The organism is Microscilla marina ATCC 23134 (assembly GCF_000169175.1).
In the GTDB taxonomy this organism is placed as follows: domain Bacteria; phylum Bacteroidota; class Bacteroidia; order Cytophagales; family Microscillaceae; genus Microscilla; species Microscilla marina.
The window spans coordinates 1-16,812 of sequence record NZ_AAWS01000062.1 but is presented as its reverse complement, the minus strand read 5'-3'; the positions used below and the strand labels follow the sequence as shown (position 1 = coordinate 16,812).

General features: G+C 37.9%; 17 protein-coding genes. 7 read left to right on the top strand and 10 right to left on the bottom strand.

Annotated elements, in window-relative coordinates:
* Window positions 1-337 precede the first annotated feature (337 nt).
* Entirely contained in the window at window positions 338-1,084 is a 747-nt protein-coding gene (locus tag M23134_RS32850) for a rhomboid family intramembrane serine protease (protein ID WP_002704220.1), read from the top strand.
* A 63-nt stretch (window positions 1,085-1,147) separates the two neighbouring features.
* Here M23134_RS32850 and M23134_RS32845 read toward each other — a convergent pair whose 3' ends face one another.
* From M23134_RS32845 to M23134_RS32820, 6 genes are all read right to left on the bottom strand, one after another.
* Window positions 1,148-4,204, bottom strand: a complete 3,057-nt coding sequence (locus tag M23134_RS32845; protein WP_002704218.1) for an MFS transporter — start codon at window positions 4,202-4,204, stop codon at window positions 1,148-1,150.
* 184 nt (window positions 4,205-4,388) lie between these two features.
* Window positions 4,389-4,700, bottom strand: coding sequence for an Asp-tRNA(Asn)/Glu-tRNA(Gln) amidotransferase subunit GatC (gatC, locus tag M23134_RS32840; protein WP_002704217.1), 312 nt, complete (start codon window positions 4,698-4,700; stop codon window positions 4,389-4,391).
* Window positions 4,654-5,415 (bottom strand): lysophospholipid acyltransferase family protein, encoded by a 762-nt coding sequence (locus M23134_RS32835; RefSeq protein ID WP_002704215.1) that lies wholly within the window; start codon window positions 5,413-5,415, stop codon window positions 4,654-4,656. Before M23134_RS32835 ends, gatC begins: the two co-directional genes overlap by 47 nt.
* A 298-nt stretch (window positions 5,416-5,713) precedes the next feature.
* Window positions 5,714-6,844, bottom strand: coding sequence for a lipid-A-disaccharide synthase (gene lpxB / locus M23134_RS32830; protein ID WP_002704212.1), 1,131 nt, complete (start codon window positions 6,842-6,844; stop codon window positions 5,714-5,716).
* Between the two features lie 76 nt (window positions 6,845-6,920).
* Entirely contained in the window at window positions 6,921-7,712 is a 792-nt protein-coding gene (locus M23134_RS32825; protein WP_002704210.1) for a sulfite exporter TauE/SafE family protein, read from the bottom strand.
* A 260-nt stretch (window positions 7,713-7,972) separates the two neighbouring features.
* Window positions 7,973-9,352 (bottom strand): hypothetical protein, encoded by a 1,380-nt coding sequence (locus M23134_RS32820; protein WP_045114815.1) that lies wholly within the window; start codon window positions 9,350-9,352, stop codon window positions 7,973-7,975.
* 91 nt (window positions 9,353-9,443) lie between these two features.
* Between M23134_RS32820 and M23134_RS42810 the strand changes: the two genes are divergently transcribed.
* Window positions 9,444-9,833, top strand: coding sequence for a DUF3307 domain-containing protein (locus M23134_RS42810; protein ID WP_045114814.1), 390 nt, complete (start codon window positions 9,444-9,446; stop codon window positions 9,831-9,833).
* 2 nt (window positions 9,834-9,835) lie between these two features.
* On the opposite strand, the gene M23134_RS32810 is transcribed toward M23134_RS42810, so the two are convergent.
* The gene (locus tag M23134_RS32810; protein WP_157558768.1) at window positions 9,836-10,411 is read right to left on the bottom strand and encodes a hypothetical protein; all 576 of its coding nucleotides are present in this window, start codon (window positions 10,409-10,411) and stop codon (window positions 9,836-9,838) included.
* Window positions 10,412-10,453: 42 nt separating this feature from the next.
* Window positions 10,454-11,080, bottom strand: coding sequence for a deoxynucleoside kinase (locus M23134_RS32805; protein WP_002704198.1), 627 nt, complete (start codon window positions 11,078-11,080; stop codon window positions 10,454-10,456).
* Window positions 11,081-11,374: 294 nt separating this feature from the next.
* Here M23134_RS32805 and M23134_RS32800 point away from each other — a divergent pair, with 294 nt between their 5' ends.
* Both M23134_RS32800 and M23134_RS32790 read left to right on the top strand, forming a co-directional pair.
* Window positions 11,375-11,917, top strand: a complete 543-nt coding sequence (locus tag M23134_RS32800) for a GNAT family N-acetyltransferase (protein ID WP_157558767.1) — start codon at window positions 11,375-11,377, stop codon at window positions 11,915-11,917.
* A 670-nt stretch (window positions 11,918-12,587) separates the two neighbouring features.
* The gene (locus M23134_RS32790; RefSeq protein ID WP_002704195.1) at window positions 12,588-13,007 is read left to right on the top strand and encodes a hypothetical protein; all 420 of its coding nucleotides are present in this window, start codon (window positions 12,588-12,590) and stop codon (window positions 13,005-13,007) included.
* A gap of 75 nt (window positions 13,008-13,082) precedes the next feature.
* Here the strand turns inward: M23134_RS32790 and M23134_RS32785 are convergent, their stop codons facing one another.
* The gene (locus M23134_RS32785; protein ID WP_002704193.1) at window positions 13,083-13,856 is read right to left on the bottom strand and encodes a DUF4097 family beta strand repeat-containing protein; all 774 of its coding nucleotides are present in this window, start codon (window positions 13,854-13,856) and stop codon (window positions 13,083-13,085) included.
* 128 nt (window positions 13,857-13,984) lie between these two features.
* The gene (locus tag M23134_RS32780; RefSeq protein WP_002704189.1) at window positions 13,985-14,860 is read right to left on the bottom strand and encodes a DUF4097 family beta strand repeat-containing protein; all 876 of its coding nucleotides are present in this window, start codon (window positions 14,858-14,860) and stop codon (window positions 13,985-13,987) included.
* A 358-nt stretch (window positions 14,861-15,218) separates the two neighbouring features.
* Between M23134_RS32780 and M23134_RS32775 the strand changes: the two genes are divergently transcribed.
* The 3 genes from M23134_RS32775 to M23134_RS32765 all read left to right on the top strand — a co-directional run.
* Window positions 15,219-15,857, top strand: a complete 639-nt coding sequence (locus M23134_RS32775) for a thymidine kinase (protein ID WP_002704186.1) — start codon at window positions 15,219-15,221, stop codon at window positions 15,855-15,857.
* A 76-nt stretch (window positions 15,858-15,933) separates the two neighbouring features.
* Window positions 15,934-16,506 (top strand): Uma2 family endonuclease, encoded by a 573-nt coding sequence (locus M23134_RS32770; protein ID WP_045114822.1) that lies wholly within the window; start codon window positions 15,934-15,936, stop codon window positions 16,504-16,506.
* Window positions 16,507-16,520: 14 nt separating this feature from the next.
* Window positions 16,521-16,812: Uma2 family endonuclease (locus tag M23134_RS32765; protein ID WP_002704184.1), on the top strand; the 292-nt coding region annotated here is incomplete at its 3' end.

Below are 16,812 nucleotides of genomic sequence, written 5' to 3'. Positions count from 1 at the left end.
GAAGTTCAATGAATTAGCTACGCAGAACTTGAACTGAAGGTCTGCAGTTAGGTTATTTTTATAGTTTTACTTAGTTTAAACAAATGAAATTCTACAGTCTGTTTTTTTGTTTAGCAACATATTCGTCTCATAAACAGGAGTATCCTTGGTATGCACTCGTTTAAAAGCCATCACCTGGACTCAAAAAACAATTTGTATGTGTTGACATCAGCCTAAAAACAATGCTTTAAAACATGTACTAAACCCCTGTGAACGAACCACAGGATTTAAAATAATGAAATTTTAATATATTTTAAAAACAAACTTAGTAAGGTTCACATTAAAGTTACATAAAAACATGCAGGAAGAAAAAAAACACTTGTTTCGTAGTATGCTACCTGGGTTAGTGTTGGCGGGAGTAATGTGGCTAATAAAGCTTCTGGAAACCCTTTCGGGTAGTAGCTGGAGTAAATACGGTTTATATCCCAAAGAAATATTCGGTATCAAGGGCATACTCACTATGCCGTTTTTACACGCCGATTATGCGCACCTTATTGCCAATACTATTCCACTTGTTGTATTGCTCACCTTTATACACATCAACTATCGTGAGTCTGCCAGAAAACTACCAGGTTGGCTAATTTTTGCCAGTGGTTTGTGGACCTGGAGTTTTGCTCGTCCTAGCTTTCATATTGGTGCCAGCGGGCTGGTATATGGGTTGATTAGTTTTGTATTATTTAGTGGCTTTATACGACGCGACCGTCCTTCGTTGGCCTTGTCGTTTTTAGTTATCTTTCTATATGGAGGCTTTATTTGGGGAATGTTGCCACAAGGAGGCAACGTGTCTTGGGAGGGACATTTGTCGGGAGGAATAGCTGGGTTCATTTTTGCCTTTGCTTTTAGTAAGCCTAGCGAAGACGAAACAGAAATAGAAGATGATCTAGTAGCTGAAGAATTACCCCTGCCCAACCATGTAAACACCTCTTCTTCTTACATTTACTTTTCTCCTCCTACATCCTCGCAAAACCCTGAGACACCCCCACAAAACTTTCACCTCAATTACCTTTATTATGAAGAGGCTGAACCAACACAAAAAACAGACTAAAGCAACTCCGACCAATTGCTTACACAATCAGTCGGGAGTAATGATTATGTTTTCGCAAAATGCTTATTTCACCGAAACTCTTTTTTCTTCTAATGCTGTTTTGTACGCCAGATACTTTTTCTTAAAACGTTCAAATTCAACTTTATCAGTCAAGTCTTGAATGCTTTCCAGGGCAGTATCTCCATAACCATCTAGCCCCATCTCTAAAGCACGCAAGGCATACGACTTGTACAATGGCGCCGAAAACGGATTTCTTCTTACAGCATTGGTTACAATTTTATAGGCCTTGTCTATGTCTTTTTTAGCGTTTAGATAAAAGTCTGTTACTGTCAAAATTACCTCCTCAGAGAAAGGAGCAGCATTTACAGCTTGCTTAAAATATTCCTCCGCTTTTTTATGGTCGCCAATGTTGTACCAGGCTATTCCCATAAAATACGGCTTTTTGTTACGATGCAATGTGCCCAACTCCAGTTGATCTACGAACTGCAACAACAGGTCATTTTTTTCTTGTGCCTTCAACAACCGAAGATAAGCGTGGTTTATCTCTGCTTTAATGTAATTATCTAGTTTCCTAACTTTAAGGGTTTTGTATATCTCCTCCGCTTCAGCCACTTTTTCCTGATCAAGGTAATAATTCATTAAGTCGGCAGCCGCCCAAGTCTTATAGTTGGGATCTTGTATGGCACTATAAGTATCTTTTAGGTTTTGTTCATTCAGGTACTTATGACGATAATGTAATAATATAAATTTCTCTTCATCGGTGTTTAACGCTACAGTATCTGTAAAAGCCCCCATTACTTTTTGCGCCAAACTTAGTGCTACACTGTCGTTTTTTCTATGCCTTCCCTTTTTCTCAGCTTGCCTTGCCAGTGCCTCTTTCCAATTTTCTATGGCTCCCTTTATATCTCCCTTTTCGCTCAAAGCTATGCCCAAATAAATAGCAGCTTGGGTGTTTTGTAGTTTTTTAGCCGTTTTTAAGTAAGAAATGGCAGGCTCGTAAGCCCCTTGTTCTAGCAACCAAAGCCCCAGTACTGCATTGTAGTAGCCGTTACTTTTGGTAGCAGGTATACTTGCCAGAGAGTTGATCCCATGAGAAATGTTGCCACCATAGTATTGAAAACAAGCCCGCACATATTGTAGATAGTAGGCATAGTCTCGATTGTCTTTATTCGATTCTATTTTTCGGGTTTCCTTCGCCAAAACACTATCTATGGCCTTATTGTCTCGTTTTCCGGAACGGTTAAGCAGGTAATTATACAAATAGGCAAACTTTTCCCCGTTTAGCCTAGGGTTTGTTTTCAATTGCTCATCTAATGGTTGTTGATAAGAAGTTTGATAAAGGTTATACAAAGCAATGTGATTGCTTTTGGTGGCCAAATCTTGTTTATCTTCCCCATTTTGTAGTTTTTTAGGATCAAACTGCTCGGCTTTTTTAAAGGCAAGATAAGCCATCAGATTGTTTTTAGGAATCAATGAACCTTTAGCAAGTGAGTCGGCTTTCTCAAAGTAATAAATAGCAGAGTCACCTACTTCAGTTTGGCTATACGCCAACCCAAGGTTATTATTGAGCTGCATACTACCCGGAAACACCTTTACTCCTTCACGTAAAGTAAATACAGCGTCAATGTATTGTTCTTCTTTAGTGTATATCTCGGCGAGTCGGCTATAGGCATGCTCAGTGGGCTTACTTATAATGGCATGTTGCAAATGAGTAATGGCTTCTACCAGCTCTGTCGAGCCATCTATTTTTAGGTTTGCCAATGCATAGTGTGGCTGATGCGTATAAAAAAAGTATTGGGTAGCAAGTTTGTAATGCTCCATAGTGAGGCGTTTGTTGCCATGTGCCCAATAAGTAGAAGCTGCCACCGAGTGATACCCCGCCAACATTTGTTCTCTTTGAATTTGCTTAGAAGCAGAGTAAAAGCCAAAAATAAACACCAAACCCACCAAACGTAACATTGGATGAGGCATAAACTGCCCTTGATATGCTACTTTGGTAAGGTCTACTTGTTGCCCCATATAAACCCCCAAGTTTACATACACATACACTACATAACCCACTCCATAGCCTATATGACTAAACAGAATAACATCGCGTATTACCGAATTAATTGCGTCGTTTCCAATGGCTTGATAATACCCAATAGTTGCAAAAGCAATGATGCCTAAGGCAAGGTAAAGTAAGCCTCCCTGTGGGTTGAAAGAGATAAATTTACTGATAGTAACTCCTCGGCGGCGATACCCCCAAATACCCAAAACAGCCGACACAACCAACAACCAATAAAGGTCTATATAGAGAATATCAAAGTCTATGTTACCCCGGTCTTTTAAGAAAATAAGCACCAAGTTGCCCAGGTAAATAAAAGAGATAATGCCAAAGTGAATGCTATTGGTTTTGTTACCAGGATTATATTTAGCAATTAAGTGGAAAAAACCATATATAATGTCATGCCCTATAATGGTAATGAATACAAAAGTGAGTGCTAAAGGTATGATCCAGCTAAACGTACTTAAATACATCACCGGAAAATTAACTGTACTGGAGACACTTATCCATACGCCCAACCCTACAGTAATGGCAATAAAGCTAAACAAACGGGGCAATAACCCTAAATACTTGCCAAAAGACTGAAAGTAATAGCTGGTAAGCCCATACAAGGCAATACAGATAATAAGGAAAAGGCTATCGCCAAATGAGTCACCTAGATAACCAAATCCAAATTTTGACAAAAAGAACATAAAAATAGCCATCCCGGCAAAATACCATAGGCGTTGCAGACTGCTGATCACTGTAAGCAACACACACATTGCCAATAAAATAAAGCTCCCATAGACAAAGCGTGTGGGTGTATTTAAGGTTTTGGTAACTGTTTGAAAGCTTTCTTTCACCACATAAGACACCCCTTCTATTGGAATATTAAATATCCCCTTGGTATAAGTACTTAGTTTTACTGGAATTACATCAAGTTTTTGATTGGTTGTCCAGCCAAAAACATTGTCTGTTCCTTTTGTATAATGATACATGCACCAACTCAGTGCTCCCAAAAATACCACCAATAGTAATGTATATAGTATACGAGGGGTTTTATTCCATTCTCGCCAAAAAATCAAAGTCTTCATGTGTTTCTTATTGTGACAATTATTCTTTTTTCTTTTAAAGATTTCGTCTGCCTATACTCAAACCACATAGTTCAGTAGAGTATTTTATCACGATTAATAAAGGATGCCAATCAGAAATTAAAATTTAAGTTACTGATTATTAAACATTTATACAACTACTGGTAAACACTCAGGCAATCACTCCCTAATCATTATTCAATACTTTGGGCACTAACACGTGGTCTTGATCTGCTTTAGGGGCTAGTTTCAATGCCGCTGACTTGTCTAAGGCATTATTGGGACTATCTTCACGAAGGTTATTCACTTCACCCGACATAAAACGCAATGGCTCTACCCCCTCTGTATCTAGTTCTTTGAGTTTTTCTACCCAGTCCAAGATTTGATTCAAATCACTCAAAACAGCTTCTTCTTCTGTTGCTGATATATCCAACCTTGCCAATTGAGCTATTTTATGAAGCGTTTGACGATCGACGTTCGGTTGCGAGTTGGGGTTCATAGTATTTTTTGAGTTCATTATCTATCACAGTAAAAGTTTGTTGTTTCAACATGGCTAAATCATCCATAGTCAACCCTTGGGTTTCTATTGGTTTATGCACGATGGCCTTGCCCTTGTGCCAGTTAGGGAGCGAATCGTTGCCCAGTATTTTCCAGTTATAAGGCATTGTTACAGGTACTATAGGTACTTGTTTTTCTATGGCAATCTTAAAAGCTCCATCCTTGAACCTTTGTAGTTTTGGGGCTTTTTTTGAACGTGTCCCTTCAGGATACATCAGTATACTAAAGCCCTTATCCACTGTATCCAACGCCTTCTGAAGTGCTTGATAAGATTGGGTTTTACTTACCCGATTTACCGGAATATGTAAACGTGAAAACATAAAACCAAATAACGGAATTTTTCCTAGCTCTGCTTTGCCCATAAACGAGTAAGGACCTCGTACAACCAATCCCATCGCTATAATATCAAGCACTGAGGTGTGGTTGGCACAATATACATAAGATTTTTTACTCAAGGGTTTGGCCTCATAAATGACCTTGTAAGGGATAAAGCCACCTACAAAAAAGCACCTTGCCCACAAGTTGTTCAATTGTTTGATAAAACGCCGCCCCGGTTGATAAAAAATAATGATAATAAACAGAGGAAGTAATAACAGGAAAGGAATGGCAAAACAAAGTAAAAGCCATATTCTGTATAGTTGTCTAAACCATTTCATTGTATATAAAAAAAACGTGTAGAAAGGATAAAATTATCGACATTAAGTTCAACTTAGAAATGGTGTAAAAATAAAGTTCTATAGTAACGCCAAAATATTTTGTTGGCAGAAGAGACAAAAAAACGCGGCATAGCAGCGCTACGGCAAGTTTTTTTAACGAATTCTGTCAGCGAAAGATGACGTTAAAAATGTAAATTTATTTTGGTACTATTCCTTAAATACAGTCTGAAAATTTTATCAGGGGCAAAAATAGAAATTTAGCCCTATAGTTTAAAATTATAATTAAGTATTATCCCGATTAACCTTTAGGCAGCCCTTTGATCTCTTTAAGGTACTTTACCATGAGAGTACCAGCACGGGCAGAAGCACCTGTGTCACCCATCAGATCTTCTAGTGTTGTGTAATGTTGCATTACTTTGGCTCGCTTGGCACCTCCTTTTACCAGTTGTGTAAGTTCTTGTGTTATATTATCGGCAGTACATTGTTGTTGAATTAACTCCTTTACTGCTTCCTTGCCCAATACCAGATTCACCAAAGAAATATAAGCTACTTTAATCAAGCGTTTGGCTATGGAAAAAGAAAAAACATTGGTTTTGTAAACTACCACTTGTGGCACCTGAAAAAGTCCCGTTTCTAACGTAGCTGTACCAGAGGTAACTACAGCCGCCTCTGCCTGAGTGAGTAAATTATAAGCATCTTCATAAATGATTTTTACCTCAGGGTGATGAACCACTTCTTCATATAGTTTTTCGGGCAGGTTATTTACGCCTGCTACTACCAATTGATGAGAAGGAAAAGCTCCTACATTACCTAACATTATAGGCAACAAACGTTCTACTTCTTGTTTACGGCTACCTGGCAACAACGCAATGATTGGACGGTCATCGAGTCCGTGTTGGGCTCTAAACTCAGGATTGGGAGTAAAGTTAGCTATAGCGTCCAACAAAGGATTGCCCACGTAATCTACCTCATAGTCAAATTGTTGATAAAACTCTTGTTCGAAAGGGAAAATAACAAACATACGGTCTATATTTGCCTTGATCTTATAAGCTCGCTTGGTGTTCCAGGCCCATACTTTAGGCGAAATATAAAAAAACGTATTGAAACCGTGTTTTTTTGCAAACTTAGCAATGCGTAAGTTGAACCCGGCATAATCCACCAACACCACCACATCAGGTTGGTAGTTCAAAATATCCTGCTTGCACAACTTCATAAACCCCCGGATTTTACCCAGGTTTTTAACCACTGAAACAAAACCCATAAAAGCAGTTTCGCGGTAATGTTTCACCATGCTCCCTCCCACTTTTTGCATTTCATCTCCTCCCCAAAACCTAAATGCTGCTTCATTATCATGTTTTTGAATGGCTTTCATCAAGTTCGACGCGTGCAAATCCCCCGAACGTTCTCCTGCAATTACATAATACTTCATACTTTTATTAAAAGTGGTGTCGCTACAAAGGTAAGTTTTTTTTAGTTTTTCGTTGGTTCGAGAATAAACTTCCGGCTTAGGCAGGTTTTATACTTAGATCGATGCCTAGTAAACGCCCCAAATCATCTTTAAATAAGTAGATGATCGCCGAAAGTACCACAAAGACCAACAAGCGATAAATCCATATTTGTACATTTTTGTAACGAGTAGCAAATCGGGCACCCAAAAAAGCCCCTAAACCCTGCCCACAAGCTGTAATACCACCTAGTTTCCAGTTTACTTCATTATCAGCAACAAAAATAATAAGTACCGGAAGTGCATATACCAACACTACTACTAACTTGACAAAGTTAGCATAAGGCAAACTAAAATCAGCCCTCAATACTAAAATAGCTAACAAAATAATACCAATGCCAGCCTGAATAAATCCTGCATATACTCCAGCAAAAAATAGCAATACAAGAGTAAGTGGATGTTTGTGTTTATTGCTGGCTATGTCTGCTTCTTTGAACCAGCGCTTTGGTTTGACCAAAATCACAAAAAACATTACAATCATTAAGTATTTGATAAACTGCTTCAAAAAAGCTGGATCAGTGCGTGTAGCAATAAAAGCCCCAAAAAATGCTCCTACCACACATACCCCTATTGGCAACTGGCTATCTTTGATGTCTATTTTTTTGTTTCTCACAAACGTACCCACCCCTACAATGCTTTGTACTAAAGTAGCAACCCTATTAGTACCATTGGCTATATTGGCAGGTAAACCTGCTGCCATCAACAGTGGCAACATAATTAGACTACCGCTTCCTGCAAGTGTATTGATAAAACCAGTGAGTATACTCCCTATAATCAGAAAAACATATATCATGATGGGTAATGGGGGTTGTTTTGTTGAAATGACCGAATATAGGGTTTCTAAAACCAAATATTGAATCTCAACGAATGAATCTTTTGAGAGGGAAAGTAACCTAATATTTTTTTGTGGAAAGACAAGAAAGGTTTGGGTTTTAAAAAGTTATTACTAGAAACACCAAATAAAAAGTAAGGCTAACAGAGGCAAAACAATCATTTATTGTGTATAAATAAGTGCCTACACCAAAAACCAAGAAAAACTATCTACAAGGTCTTTTATTTTTCCATCAAGCCTTCAATTTGACCATATTGATCAAGCAAAGCTTCACGACGGGTAAAAGCAAGCATAGCACAGGCCTTGGCTATAGAGCAAACTACGTGAGGGTCCATTTTACGCAAGAAGTCTTCGGGTGAAATGCGGTGAGCAAACATATCTTTTGCTGAATTGAGGTAGTCATTGGTTTTTTTTGTCCCCAATGATTTATACACAAAAGAAGCCAATGGAGAATTTTTCATATCAAAACTTGACTCGTGGGCACGCCCAAACTCAAGCAGGGCATACAGTACTTCGTTGTACTCCAAGTCATCGTTTAGTCCGGTTTTGGGCAGGTAATCTTCTGCACGTTCTACTTTCTGTCCTGGGTGTTTAATGTCTCCCAAAAACATAGAAATGGGTACATCACCCCCAGTAGTCAATGCCAAGGCCTCTATAATGGCTATATTTAATAACTTGATTCCCAGATAATCGCGGGCAATGCCAATGTTATAATGCGCCTGTTGGTTGAGTTCGTGGTAATACTTGTTATCAGGCGTGTCTTTGTATTGTTGAAAAACGCTGTCAGGATTCAAAAAACTCAGAAAATTTTCCATCTTTAACAATGCCTGACGGTAGTTGCGGATAGAGTAGACTTCAGTAGCCCATAATGTTCCGTTAGTTTCAGGCAACAAAGCCCAGGTATGATCTAAAAACTCTCCTACATCTTGGTAAGCAAAATTTTCTACATCTTTATTGGCAAGGGTTACCCCCCAACGCACTGTTTGACTAATCTCGTGCTCCGAAAAGTCTACATCATATTGTATACTGATACGTCGCAAACGCATTTCAAGGCGGTCATACGCAGAAATACCCCGTTTATCGGGCATACGGAAAGGAATAGTGGCCTCTATACAAGCAATAATCATCAGGAGTTGCTTGCGGGTAAGAAATTCTTCGAGAGACTTGGCTGCCACAAAAGCACTCAAAAACTCGTTTAGCCCACTAAAAGGTGAAAGTTTTTGTCCAGGTTGAAACTCAAATATTTCGAGGCAAAAGGTAAATAATATATCTTCTATCTCAAACTCTGGTTTGATGAATACTTCGTCACCGTCTATTTCTACAAAAGGCATTAGTATTTCGTGGGTATACATTGGGAACCCGTTGTCTATCTGAAAATAAATAATATCATGAAATAACCCAGCAAGAGTGGGGATACCATCTTGTGCTTCAGAAACAGATAATGCGTGGCGTGAAGTATGAAAGTTACGTTTTTCGCCGTCCATAGAGTGATGCACTAGTGTAGCCAGGTGTTCGATTTTGTATACAGGTATTTGAATGTGCAATTGCACAAATGCATTCAGAAATCCCTCGACTAATCTGTTTATGAGCGACTTTGCCATCTATTTTACTGAATTTAATGTAGAAATATATTCATCTAAAAAGCTTACCTTTGCTTCTGAGTACTGATCAAAATATAGGCAAATTGCAATTATGTTACAAATATTATTGCATTTAATCGGGGACTACCTTTTACAGAACGATTGGATGGCAGCGCGTAAAACCCGCTTTGACTTAGAAGGATGGCTGGCGTGTAGTATACACAGTATATTATACACCTTACCCTTCATGTTTTTCTTTACACCAACAACTTGCGCAATCATATTGGTTACTCATTTTCTGATTGACAAATTTCAATTAGCCCTATATTGGATCAAGTTAATTAATTGGCGCAAAGAAAGCACCAATTACGGTTTTTCAGACAAAAAACCAGTGTGGGTGGCGTTGTGGTTGTTCGTAATTATAGACAATTCTTTTCACTTGATCATAAACTACGCAGCTATATGCTATTTTAGCCTGTATAACTGTAGTTGTGTACAATAATGTTACTTTAGTTGATCTATACCCTTTACCTGTATTTTATATTTTTGGTAATACTTCTTGGCTTTACTTAGCAACTCCTCTACCCTTACTAAGTGCTCTTTTTTTAAGAAACGACCATCTATTACAGCCCTGCCTTTTACCCATTGCACAGGTTTGTCCTTGTTATAATAAATCTTAAGTGTACGGTATTTATACTTTTTAAAGTCGTTCTGGCTTTCAAAAATATACACAGGTTCACCTGTCAGATTAAAAAGAAACTCTTGGTTATAACGTATATTATTGCGTTCTATTTTAATAAGGATTGTCCGTAAAATCGGTTTTTTTTCAACGGTCAACTTATAAAAGTACCGTTCAATGCGATTATAAGTTCCAATAAGGGGCATACGCAACCCTGTTTTGTTCAGTTCTGAGATACTTTCAAACAGTCTTCCATTTTCACGGGCACGTTTTACCTGTCGGTACAAACTTTGGGCTTCTCTCACTTCTTTTTGTTGTGCCTGAGTTTTATTGGTGGTTAAAGCAGCCAGTCCTGTGACCAGAAGATATAGGCAAGTTATTTTTATGATACTACTTTTCATTGCTTTGTGTGCTATTTTAATGGTGTTGGTCATCAAAGTTTTTTAATGAGAAATGATCCCTTTTTTATCGATAAGTACCTGGTCAATCTGATGTAATAAATGCTCCCAATCGCTTTCACTGCGCAAAAAATCAGACTCATTGATATCATATATTATCAAAGGGCTCTCTTTATATCCTTTAATCCAATGGTTATAGTGTACATTAAGGTCTGCCACGTAGTCTTCCAAATCCTGCTCATATTCCCGCCCACGCCTTTTTATTTGTTCCATCAATTTAGGTAGGTCTCCTTTGAGGTAAATAAGCACATCGGGCGACGCCACAAACGAAAGCATGGTGTTGTATACCTTCCAGTAGTTTGTAAAGTCGCGTGGGCTCATAATGCCTGATGTATGCAAACCTTTGGCAAAAATGTGCGCATCTTCGTAAATAGTTCTATCCTGAATGGTAGGCAAAGGGTTTTGCTGTACTTGTACTACTTGATTGAAGCGGTGATTTAGAAAATGTATTTGTAAATGAAAAGCCCACTTTTGCATGTCGCCATAAAAATCCTCCAAATAAGGATTATCCTCTACCGATTCAAAGCAAGGTATCCAGTTATAGTGTTCTGCCAGTTTACTGGCGAGGGTGGTTTTACCCGCCCCAATGTTTCCTGCAATTGCAATATGCATCTTTGTATAATTACTAGTTTAATACTCAACAAAGGTAGCCAGAAGTTAGGAAACCCGAAACCTTTAGGCAACGACAAATATTACCTGTCAGGCAGTTTTTTAATAGTGTAATGCTTGGGTTTCTTTTATAAGATTGTATTTCAATGTTTTATGTCAAGTAGTCTTCAACGCATGGTTCAAAAAGCTAAGGTTTAGCGAGTGATTTTACCTATTGGTAGACTATAATTTTTCGTAGTATCTTTACCGATTACCTATCAACCTGTATATTTCATTATTTACTAACTTTTGCCAATTGTGATTACTTCTAAATTTAAAACTCCTCGCTTAATACTTCGCGAGTTGAGTTTACACGACCTTGACAGTGTACACGAGCTACACTCTTTGCCAGAAACAGACGAGTTCAATACACTTGGTATACCACAAAACAAACAAGAAACCCTGAGTATTTTACAACAATGGGTTGCTTTTCAACAATCAAATACTCGCAAGAACTATACATTAGCAGTAGAGTTTGAGCAACACTTTGTGGGCTTGGTTGGATTGCACCTGGGGGCACTCAAAATGCGTAATGGAGAAGTGTGGTATAAGATACACTCAAACTACTGGGGGCGTGGCATAGCCACCGAAGCAGTGTCTGAGGTGCTTCGCTTTGCTTTTCATGACCTTGTGTTGCACCGTATAGAAGCAGGGTGTGCCATTGAAAATCAAAGATCAATCAAAGTGTTAGAAAAAATAGGCATGACTTCAGAGGGGCGTAAGCGTAAAGCACTGCCCTTAAAAACAGGTTGGGCTGATACTTGGGAGTATGCTATTTTAGAAGATGAATTTAATAATTAAACTTCAAATGCTATACTTTTGATTTATTTATTACATGACATATACCTCTATTTCCTTATAAAGCAAGTACATAAATCAATTAGGCGTTTTTTTATGTTAAAGTTCCCCTTTCCTCCTCATTTAAGCATAGTTAGGAGAACTTTTAAAGGCGTATTCACGTTTCGAAGGCATATCTATCAATATAAAAATAGTACACTTTATCATATTGTAATTTTTTTTAATAAAATTAACGTTTTTTATCTAAGTAAACCTACAAAAATAATCTGAGCCATAAAACGGTATCTTTGCCGAGTGGACTTCCTCAAAAAACAGTTCCATAGCTTGGGCTATGCAAAGGTTTTTTGACTCGCCCACTCAACAAATATTTTGTTTTATTGGCACATCTTATTTTTTCCGCTTTACTAATAACTTATTACACAATGACACCGGTGGGTTGACAACTGCTCAACCTGTTAATATTTACTTTACCACTTTTTTTCAACCTTGGGGATGTGTCAAAAATAAATACGCATTTTTAACAACCTCTTTTTCCGACGTGCTTTGTTAAAACTTATGCTGTGAAGAACTGCCATAGCTTTGGCTATGCCATGTTTTTTAGTCAGACCTGTCAGAGAAATAGTTGCTTAAAACTATATATTTTTGTCATGCCTTAATACTACCACACAACTGTATGAAAATTCACAATAATGAATGGTCAACCCGTACCATCAATAACCGTTTATCGTTGCTGTATGTGGCAGCATACCCTGCTACCCTACGCTTAGTAGACGAAGACTTTATCAATGGCTCTTATGGTTTTTTAAAAGATTTGCGCTCACACCAACCCCGTTTTGTTTTACTCAACCTTCGTGGCTTTCAGTTTACTATCAGCCCAGAAGTACAAGATTGGTTGGTTGAAAATATATTTCCATTTATGGAAACACTCAAAATTGAAAAAGTAGCAATAGTCACCAGTCTTGATGCTCTAAGCCATTTGTCAGTAGAACAAACCATAGAGGAAGACTTGCCTACCAGTAAAATCACTCGTTATTTTCAAGGAGAAACCAATGCACGTCGTTGGTTACTGGAAGAAGAAACAGTAACAGTATAAATCCATTACTTTTTTATAAAAAATTAACCCCTTGTAAGCGATTTACAAGGGGTTTGTATGTTAACAGAGAGGAGTTTATTTTTTTTGCCGTATGTAAATATTGCCGTGCATGTTTTTAAGCGTGAAATTAGCCCCTCCTCCATTGAGTTTACCTTTTACCCACTTGCTCACAATGATACGTTTTTTGTTGTCACCCTTTTTTACTACGGTTGGTTCGTCTACTATATCCATCTCAAAATCACTAAAAATATCTCCTCGGTCTGCTCGCATTTTAAAGGTAGCTTTGGTAGACTTGGGCAGGGTAAGGTCAATCTTACCGCTTAAGCCCCGGAAAGACATGGGAGTGTTAGGTTTTATCTTATCAAAATCTACGATAATTTTACCATTCACTGTATTGGCAAGCATCGCCCCCGATATATTCTTTGCAATAATGCTCCCGTTTACATTACTGGCTTCTATTTCACCCTCTATATTTTCTATTTCCATTTTCCCCCCATTTACCATGCCTAGTTTCAGGTCAAATTTACGGGGTACTTGTATTAAATAAGTAATATGTTGGTGACTACTGGTAGAAATCTTTACATAGTTGTTTTCTTCGGTAATGGTCAGTTTCATAAAGCTATTGGCAATGCGTTTCAGCCCTCCTGATTTATCAGAATGAGATTTTTTTGGAAGTACCGAAGAGGAAGAGATTTTGACTTCTTTACCGTTATAACCCACTATTTTAATGGCACCAAATGTAGTAGTCATTTTGAGTTTACCTGGTTTACCAGGGTTGCTTAAAGACACATTAACCACCTTTTGAGCCTGGGCTGTTATATGTGTTCCTGCTACTAACAAGACCATCATACTTAGTTTTATTGCTCGGTTTAAATTATTTGTATATAAGCGTTTCATGTTTTTTCAGCGTGTTTTATAAAATAAGTTAATAAGAATGTTGTTGATCTTTGGGTAAATAATTGACCGTATTGTAAAGTCTACCTCTGTTTGTTGATATAGATATTACCGTTAAACGTTTCAAACTTAAATACTTTTCCTCCTTTACCGACTTTTACAGCAGTATATTTATTGATTTTATAAATCTTTTTTTTGCCGTTTCTGGAGGCGTTTTGGGTTACCTGAGTGGGCAGGTATTCAATAGGATAGTCAGTATAAAACTCTCCGTTAAACGACTTAAAGCGGAGTTGTGCCGAAAAACTTTGAGGATAACTTACTTTTATATCTCCATTGAGGGTATAGTAAGAAGAATTTGCATTAGGTATTTGACGGTATTTAGCCTTAAGTTGTCCATTGATGGTTCGGGCTTTAGTTTTGCCTACCACGTTATCCAATGTAATTGAGCCATTGATGTTATTCACTATTATCTCGCCTTGTGTATTGGCAATACTAATATCTCCATCGTTGATGGTATGTATCACTAGGTGAATATTTTGAGGAACCTTGACGGTAATATTGAATTTGAAATTATACCCTGTATCTTTCTGGTCTGCATTGTCCCATCGATAACCTCCAAAGTTTCGTCTTCTACTGGAGTTATGCCGATAAAATATATAAGGATTTTTAACGTGTACAATGGCACTATCATTTCGGGTAAACATTGCCAAAGAAGTTTCTTTAGTGCCTTGGGCTACTTCTTTCTCGCTGTCTCCGGTAATAATCTTTTCGGCAGTTATGTCAATGCTACTATTGTTGCTCCCTTGAATGGTAACTGTCCCATTGATATTATCTACTACCAGCACTTTGGTTTTGGCTAATTTTTTTTGTATTTTCTCAGTAACCTTTTGCGCATGCAAAGAGGCATGTTGCCAACTTATGATAATGACGAGTGCTCCAAGCTTTAATAATTTTTTCATGATGATGGTTTGTTTTAATTTTCAAAGAGGGAAACCTACAATTCATCAAATGGTTACAGTTGAGCCACAAAAGAATTTGCTTCAAAAGTCAAATAATGCTAAAACAAAGCAAGGAGAGCCCAGCCAAACAAAACTCTCGGTCAGGGTAATTTTTTAATAATCAACGGTTTATAACATACTGCCAAAACCTCTCATTGCTTCATTCTTTTTATTGAAAAAAATAAAGTAAATTTGTGGCAATTTTCACCTTCATGTTTCCTTAGTTTTTGCATAATTTAAGACTATATGGCTGTCCCAAACAGTCAGAACATACACAAAACTTTGTTACTGAGGTACCTGTTTTTTTAACCAATACAAGATGTTTATTGAGCCTAATATTAGAAATACTCCCCATAACAGTACAGGATGGATTGAAGTAGTATGTGGATCTATGTTTTCGGGTAAAACTGAAGAATTGATTCGCAGGGTGAAACGAGCCAAAATAGCCAAACAACAAGTAGCTATTTTTAAACCTGCCATAGATACACGTTTTCACGCCCGGCATGTGGTATCGCATAATGCCAACGCGGTAATGTCAACCCCAGTGCCATCGTCACAGGAGATTCTGAAGAATATAGACAAGTGTGATGTAGTGGGTATAGACGAAGCCCAATTTTTTGACGAAGGAATTATCGATGTGAGCATTGAATTGGCAAATCGAGGCATAAGGGTAATAGTTGCCGGATTGGATATGGATTTTCAGGGCAAGCCCTTTGGTCCTATGCCTCACCTAATGGCTGTAGCTGAGTATGTTACCAAGGTACATGCCATTTGTGTGACATGTGGCGACATTGCTCATTATTCGCATCGTTTGGTGTCGTCAGACGAAAAAGTGGTATTGGGTGAACAAGACATCTATGAACCATTATGCCGCAAATGTTATTATAGCGACGAAAAGCCAGAGGTAAAAGTAAGTAGTACGCCTACCGAAAATGTAAATGGTGTGCACAAAAACTGACAAATTACCTGTCATAAAAGATAGATAGAAAGCCCTTGAGAAAATGATTTCTCAAGGGCTTTTTGTATATTTGACTATGGGACAAGCAGAACCACTTAAAACTCATTATACTTACGAAGAGTACCTCGAACTGGAACAAACCGAAGGCATTCGTTATGAATACTATCAGGGCGAAATATTTGCCATGGCAGGTAGTACCAAAAGGCATAATCGTATATCGAGAAATACTCTATTCTTATTTGAACAATCACTCAATGATAATTGCGAAGCTTTTATTGGCGATGTAAAAGTAGAAATCAATCAACACAAGCACTATGTATACCCTGATGTGGTAGTTACCTGTGATGCCAATGATGTAGCAAACGACCAAGAAGTGTATGTAAAACACCCTTCTTTGGTGGTAGAAGTCCTCTCTAAGTCTACCCAAGGCTATGACAAAAATGAAAAGCAAAAAGCGTATATGCGCTTGCCTTCACTTGAGTATTACATGTTAATAGAACAAAACACTTGTGAAATAGAGCTTTACAGCCGCCAAAAAGATTTATGGTCTTATGCTCTTTATAATGACCCCAATCAAGTCATTGCCTTGCCCAAATTGAACTTAAGCCTTAAGGTAAGTGATGTTTATAAGCGAGTAAAATTTGATTAAAATACAATTTGACTATGGGACAAGCAGAACCACTTAAAACTCATTATACTTACGAAGAGTACCTCGAACTGGAACACGCTGAAGGCATTCGTTATGAATACTATCAGGGCGAAGTATTTGCTATGGCGGGTAGTACTAAAAGACATGATCAGATTTCGTTTAATACTCAAAAACTGATAGATAATGGAATGTCTGATGATTGTCGGGTGTATTCTGGCGATGTAAAAGTAGAAATCAATCAACACAAGCACTATGTATACCCTGATGTAGTGGTTACCTGTGATGCCAATGATGTAGAAAACGACC